The following is a 4,126-nucleotide window of genomic DNA, read 5'->3' as shown; positions in this document are numbered from 1 at the left end:
TTAAAATAGACAGTGTCGATGGAAAATTAACGGTCACCGCAAGTGAAGATCTGAAGTTAATGTGTGGTGGTTCATACATCAAAATTAGTAGTGCTGGGATTGAACTGGGCACCGCTGATAATGTTTATATAAAAAGTAATGCATTGCAGAAAATGGGACCAGCAACGAAAAATATACTTGAAATTTTATTACCTAAAGCTATCCCAAACGAATTTTCATCAAGTAAAACATATAGCTTAAAATACCTTATGGTAAATGATGAAGATCAACCATATAAAAACACAAAGTATTTAGCCTTTATGGAAGATGGTTCAGTTAAACAAGGGCAAACAGATGATAAAGGATATACGGAAAGATTTTATACCAAAAAAGAAGAAAAAATTGCGATTCGCTTATTGATAAGCAAAACAAGCAATGGCGAGTTTATCAATTAGTAAAGAATTAAGCTAAAAAATATTAACTCACTAACTTTTAGAATAATGATATAAGCTTAATCTTAAGGATGAAAATTAAATGACAGTATACAACATATCAACATATATTAAGACTAAAACTGATCCTAAATATATTGTTTATGAAATGGAATTATATAAAATTGATGATAAAGGTAATAAATTTTATGCTTTAGAATCAACAGGAAAACAAAATTTACAAGCTGATAAGAGGACATTAGTGCACTCTTCATTAGATATTTCTGACCCTGAAAATACATCTTATATCTTAGAACTCAATCTTTTTCATAAAATAGGTAACGATGAATATGAAGTGTTACCAGAGCCTATGACAGCAATTATACCTCTAAAAGGTTTTTTAACATCTGATAAAAAATGGGGGCCATCAAGGGAATTTGAATACAATGAAACGACTGAAAAAACCCAAAATGGTCATGTGTTCATATATAGTATAAAGGTGACCTTTAAATCAAGAGCTTTTGAAGTTAAAGAACACCCTGCTGGCGATCCACTAGATCCTTTTAGCAAAGAAGAAGTTGAAAAAGGCTTGCTATTAAGATTAGCAAAAATAAATTATCCTGATCAACGTTATGCTATGCTATGTGGTCCGGCCGCGTTTTTTTATTGTTTATTGATCGATAGACCTGATCTGTATAAACAGATGGTGAAAGAACTTTGGGAATCGGGTAAAACTAAAATTGGCACATTAAAACTAGAACCTAGTTCTGATTGTCGTCATCCAACAAACTTTTTTAAAAATGAACCATCTGGATATTTACCAAAAGTACCAGCTATAGATTGGATAACTTTAGCAAGTTTAAGGGATACAGAAAATCTTTTTTTTGATTTTGATTCTCCTGATGATCAAATTCCAGGTATTACGACAGCCGGAGATCTTAAAACATGGTTTAAAAAAGCTGGCGCTGAAATTATTTACGAAATCAATACAAAGATAATAAATCATATAACAGGCCCCAAATTAACGTTAAAAGATTTATGCCGCTTAAATTCTTATGTTCGTGAAGATACGCACGTAGTCATGTTGATAACATCACGAATGTTTGATGATGAGATACTTATTACAACTAAAAACCATTGGATTGTTTGGGCAGATAAATTAAAGTTAATAAATGGTTATGAGGTAACAGAACAAACTCTACTAACGGAGCTAGTAGAGCTTGAGTGTTTTTCATGGGGTAGAGTAAAGGATCATTTACTAAAAAATACAACTTTAGCTGATGTTATGCGATACTCTTATGCGGCTTTTGTGATAAGTAAAATACCATAAACTGAAAAGTAAATGGTATTGAAACAAATAGGGAAGTGTTTAAAAAACACTTATTAACAACCAATTCAATTAAACTGAATAAATTATATGAAAAAAATACGATATCATTTAATGTTAATCATTGGACTTTTTTTAACTACTGTTCTTACCGGTTGTTTTTGTATGCAAAAAATGGAAGTTCGACCAAAGTCGTTACCCAATGCCACATTGGGTAATCCCTATTACGCTAAAATCAAAGTTGCTGGTGGCGTCGTTATAGATGAATTTTTTACCTATCATATCAAACCAGAGAAATCAGGACTTGAATTATCTCCTACTGATTTTGGAACAAAATATGCTTCCTATAATAATCTTGAAGTAAAGGGAACGCCTAAAGTTACAGGGACAATCAGCATAGAACTTTCTGGAGGCACTTACGGTACAATGTCGTGTCCGGGAAGAGACTTTAAGAAAACTTATACTATTAAAGTTGAAGAATAGTTTAAGGATTGGTCTAGATTATATGAAAAAATTACGATATCACTTAATGTTAATCATTGGATTTTTTTTAACTACTGTTCTTACCGGTTGTTTTTGTGATAGAGTAGAAGTTCGACCAAAAACTTTACCCAATGCCTCATTGGGTAATCCCTATTTTGCTAAAATTCAAGTTTTTGGTGGCCACGCTAATCGCCATTACTTTTACTATGATATCCAACCAGAAAAATCAGGCCTTGAATTATCTCCTAGAGGTTTAGGAACAAAACGTGTTTCCTATAATAATCTTGAAGTAAAGGGAACACCTAAAGTTGCAGGAACAATCACAATAGAACTTTCTGGATCTACTTACGGAACAAATACATGTACGGGAAAACGCTATAATAAAGTTTATACCATTAAAGTTGAAGAATAGTTTAAGAATTGGTATAGATTATATGAAAAAATTACAACATCACTTAATGTTAATCATTGGACTTTTTTTGGCTACTGCTCTTACCGGTTGTTTTTGTACACAAAAAGCTGAAGTCCTACCGAAGTCGTCGTTACCCAATGCCATATTAGGTATTCCCTATTATGCTAAAATTAAAGTTTTTGGTGGCGTGGCTAATAGCGATCACTTTGCCTATGTTATCCAACCAGAAAAATCAGGCCTTGAATTATCTCCTAGAGGTTTAGGAACAAAACGTGTTTCCTATAATAATCTTGAAGTAAAGGGAACACCTAAAGTTGCAGGAACAATCACAATAGAACTTTCTGGATCTACTTACGGAACAAATACATGTACGGGAAAACGCTATAATAAAGTTTATACCATTAAAGTTGAAGAATAGTATTAGGATTGGTCTAGATTTTATGAAAAAATTACGATATCACTTAATGTTAATCATTGGACTTTTTTTGACTACTGTTCTTACCGGTTGTTTGTGTTATAAACCAGAAGTTCGACCAAAAACATTACCCAATGCCACATTGGGTAATCCCTATTACGCTAAAATTGAAATTTTTGGTGGCGTGGCTATAGATCCTCACTTTTCCTATCATATTAAACCAGAAAAATCAGGTCTTGAATTATCTCCTACTGATTTTGGAACAGAATATGTTTCCTATAATGATCTTGAAGTAAAAGGAACGCCTAAAGTTACAGGGACAATCACAATAAAACTTTCTGGAGGCACTTACGGTACAATGTCATGTCCGGGAAGAGACTTTAAGAAAGTTTATACCATTAAAGTTGAAGAATAGTATCAGGATTGGTCTAGATTTTATGAAAAAAATACGACATCACTTAATGTTAATCATTGGATTTTTTCTGACTACTTTCCTTACTGGTTGTTTTTGTACACAAAAAGTTGAAGTCCTACCGAAGTCATTACCCAATGCCAAATTGGGTGCCCCCTATTATGCTGAAATTGATATTAACCTTCGTGTTATTCAACACCTTTTTCACTATAAAATAGAACCTGAAAACTCTGGACTTGAATTATCTCCGACTGATTTTGGTACACATGTTTCTTTTAATGATCTTAAAGTAAAGGGAACACCTAAAGTTGCAGGAGCAATCACAATAAAACTCTCAGGAACCACTTACGGTACAATGTCATGTCGGGGAAAGAAATTTAATAAAACTTATATCATTAAAGTTGAAGAATAGTATCAGGATTGGTTTAGATTATATGAAAAAATTGTGATTCGCTTATTGATAAGCAAAACAAGCAATGGCGAGTTTATCAATTAGTAAAGAATTAAGCTAAAAAATATTAACTCACTAACTTTTAGAATAATGATATAAGCTTAATCTTAAGGATGAAAATTAAATGACAGTATACAACATATCAACATATATTAAGACTAAAACTGATCCTAAATATATTGTTTATGAAATGGAATTATATAAAATTGATGATAA

The 4,126-nt window shown here is 32.1% G+C and carries 7 protein-coding genes; all 7 read left to right on the top strand.

All coding sequences use genetic code 11. The annotated features are described in order from the left end of the window. Positions 1-434: DUF2345 domain-containing protein (locus H3S73_RS13425; protein ID WP_198248911.1), on the top strand; the 434-nt coding region annotated here is incomplete at its 5' end. Positions 435-513: 79 nt separating this feature from the next. Then, entirely contained in the window at positions 514-1,740 is a 1,227-nt protein-coding gene (locus H3S73_RS13420) for a hypothetical protein (RefSeq protein ID WP_198236966.1), read from the top strand. A gap of 87 nt (positions 1,741-1,827) precedes the next feature. Further along, positions 1,828-2,220 (top strand): hypothetical protein, encoded by a 393-nt coding sequence (locus H3S73_RS13415; RefSeq protein ID WP_198236965.1) that lies wholly within the window; start codon positions 1,828-1,830, stop codon positions 2,218-2,220. A 22-nt stretch (positions 2,221-2,242) separates the two neighbouring features. After that, positions 2,243-2,632, top strand: a complete 390-nt coding sequence (locus H3S73_RS13410) for a hypothetical protein (RefSeq protein ID WP_198236964.1) — start codon at positions 2,243-2,245, stop codon at positions 2,630-2,632. A gap of 22 nt (positions 2,633-2,654) precedes the next feature. Then, positions 2,655-3,050 (top strand): hypothetical protein, encoded by a 396-nt coding sequence (locus H3S73_RS13405; protein ID WP_198236963.1) that lies wholly within the window; start codon positions 2,655-2,657, stop codon positions 3,048-3,050. Positions 3,051-3,072: 22 nt separating this feature from the next. Then, positions 3,073-3,462 (top strand): hypothetical protein, encoded by a 390-nt coding sequence (locus H3S73_RS13400; RefSeq protein WP_198236962.1) that lies wholly within the window; start codon positions 3,073-3,075, stop codon positions 3,460-3,462. Between the two features lie 22 nt (positions 3,463-3,484). Continuing rightward, positions 3,485-3,871, top strand: coding sequence for a hypothetical protein (locus tag H3S73_RS13395; RefSeq protein ID WP_198236961.1), 387 nt, complete (start codon positions 3,485-3,487; stop codon positions 3,869-3,871). The last annotated feature ends 255 nt before the right edge of the window (positions 3,872-4,126 follow it).

It is taken from the genome of Gilliamella sp. B14384G12, assembly GCF_016101825.1.
Classification (GTDB): Bacteria; Pseudomonadota; Gammaproteobacteria; order Enterobacterales; family Orbaceae; genus Gilliamella; species Gilliamella apicola_N.
The sequence above is the reverse complement of the archived record's forward strand: the minus strand, read 5'-3'. Positions and strand labels throughout refer to the sequence as shown.

Coding starts and splice junctions, on each gene's coding strand:
- H3S73_RS13410 (WP_198236964.1), top strand. CDS start 2,243: ATGAAAAAATTACGATATCACTTAATGTTAATCATTGGATTTTTTTTA.
- H3S73_RS13405 (WP_198236963.1), top strand. CDS start 2,655: ATGAAAAAATTACAACATCACTTAATGTTAATCATTGGACTTTTTTTG.
- H3S73_RS13395 (WP_198236961.1), top strand. CDS start 3,485: ATGAAAAAAATACGACATCACTTAATGTTAATCATTGGATTTTTTCTG.
- H3S73_RS13420 (WP_198236966.1), top strand. CDS start 514: ATGACAGTATACAACATATCAACATATATTAAGACTAAAACTGATCCT.
- H3S73_RS13415 (WP_198236965.1), top strand. CDS start 1,828: ATGAAAAAAATACGATATCATTTAATGTTAATCATTGGACTTTTTTTA.
- H3S73_RS13400 (WP_198236962.1), top strand. CDS start 3,073: ATGAAAAAATTACGATATCACTTAATGTTAATCATTGGACTTTTTTTG.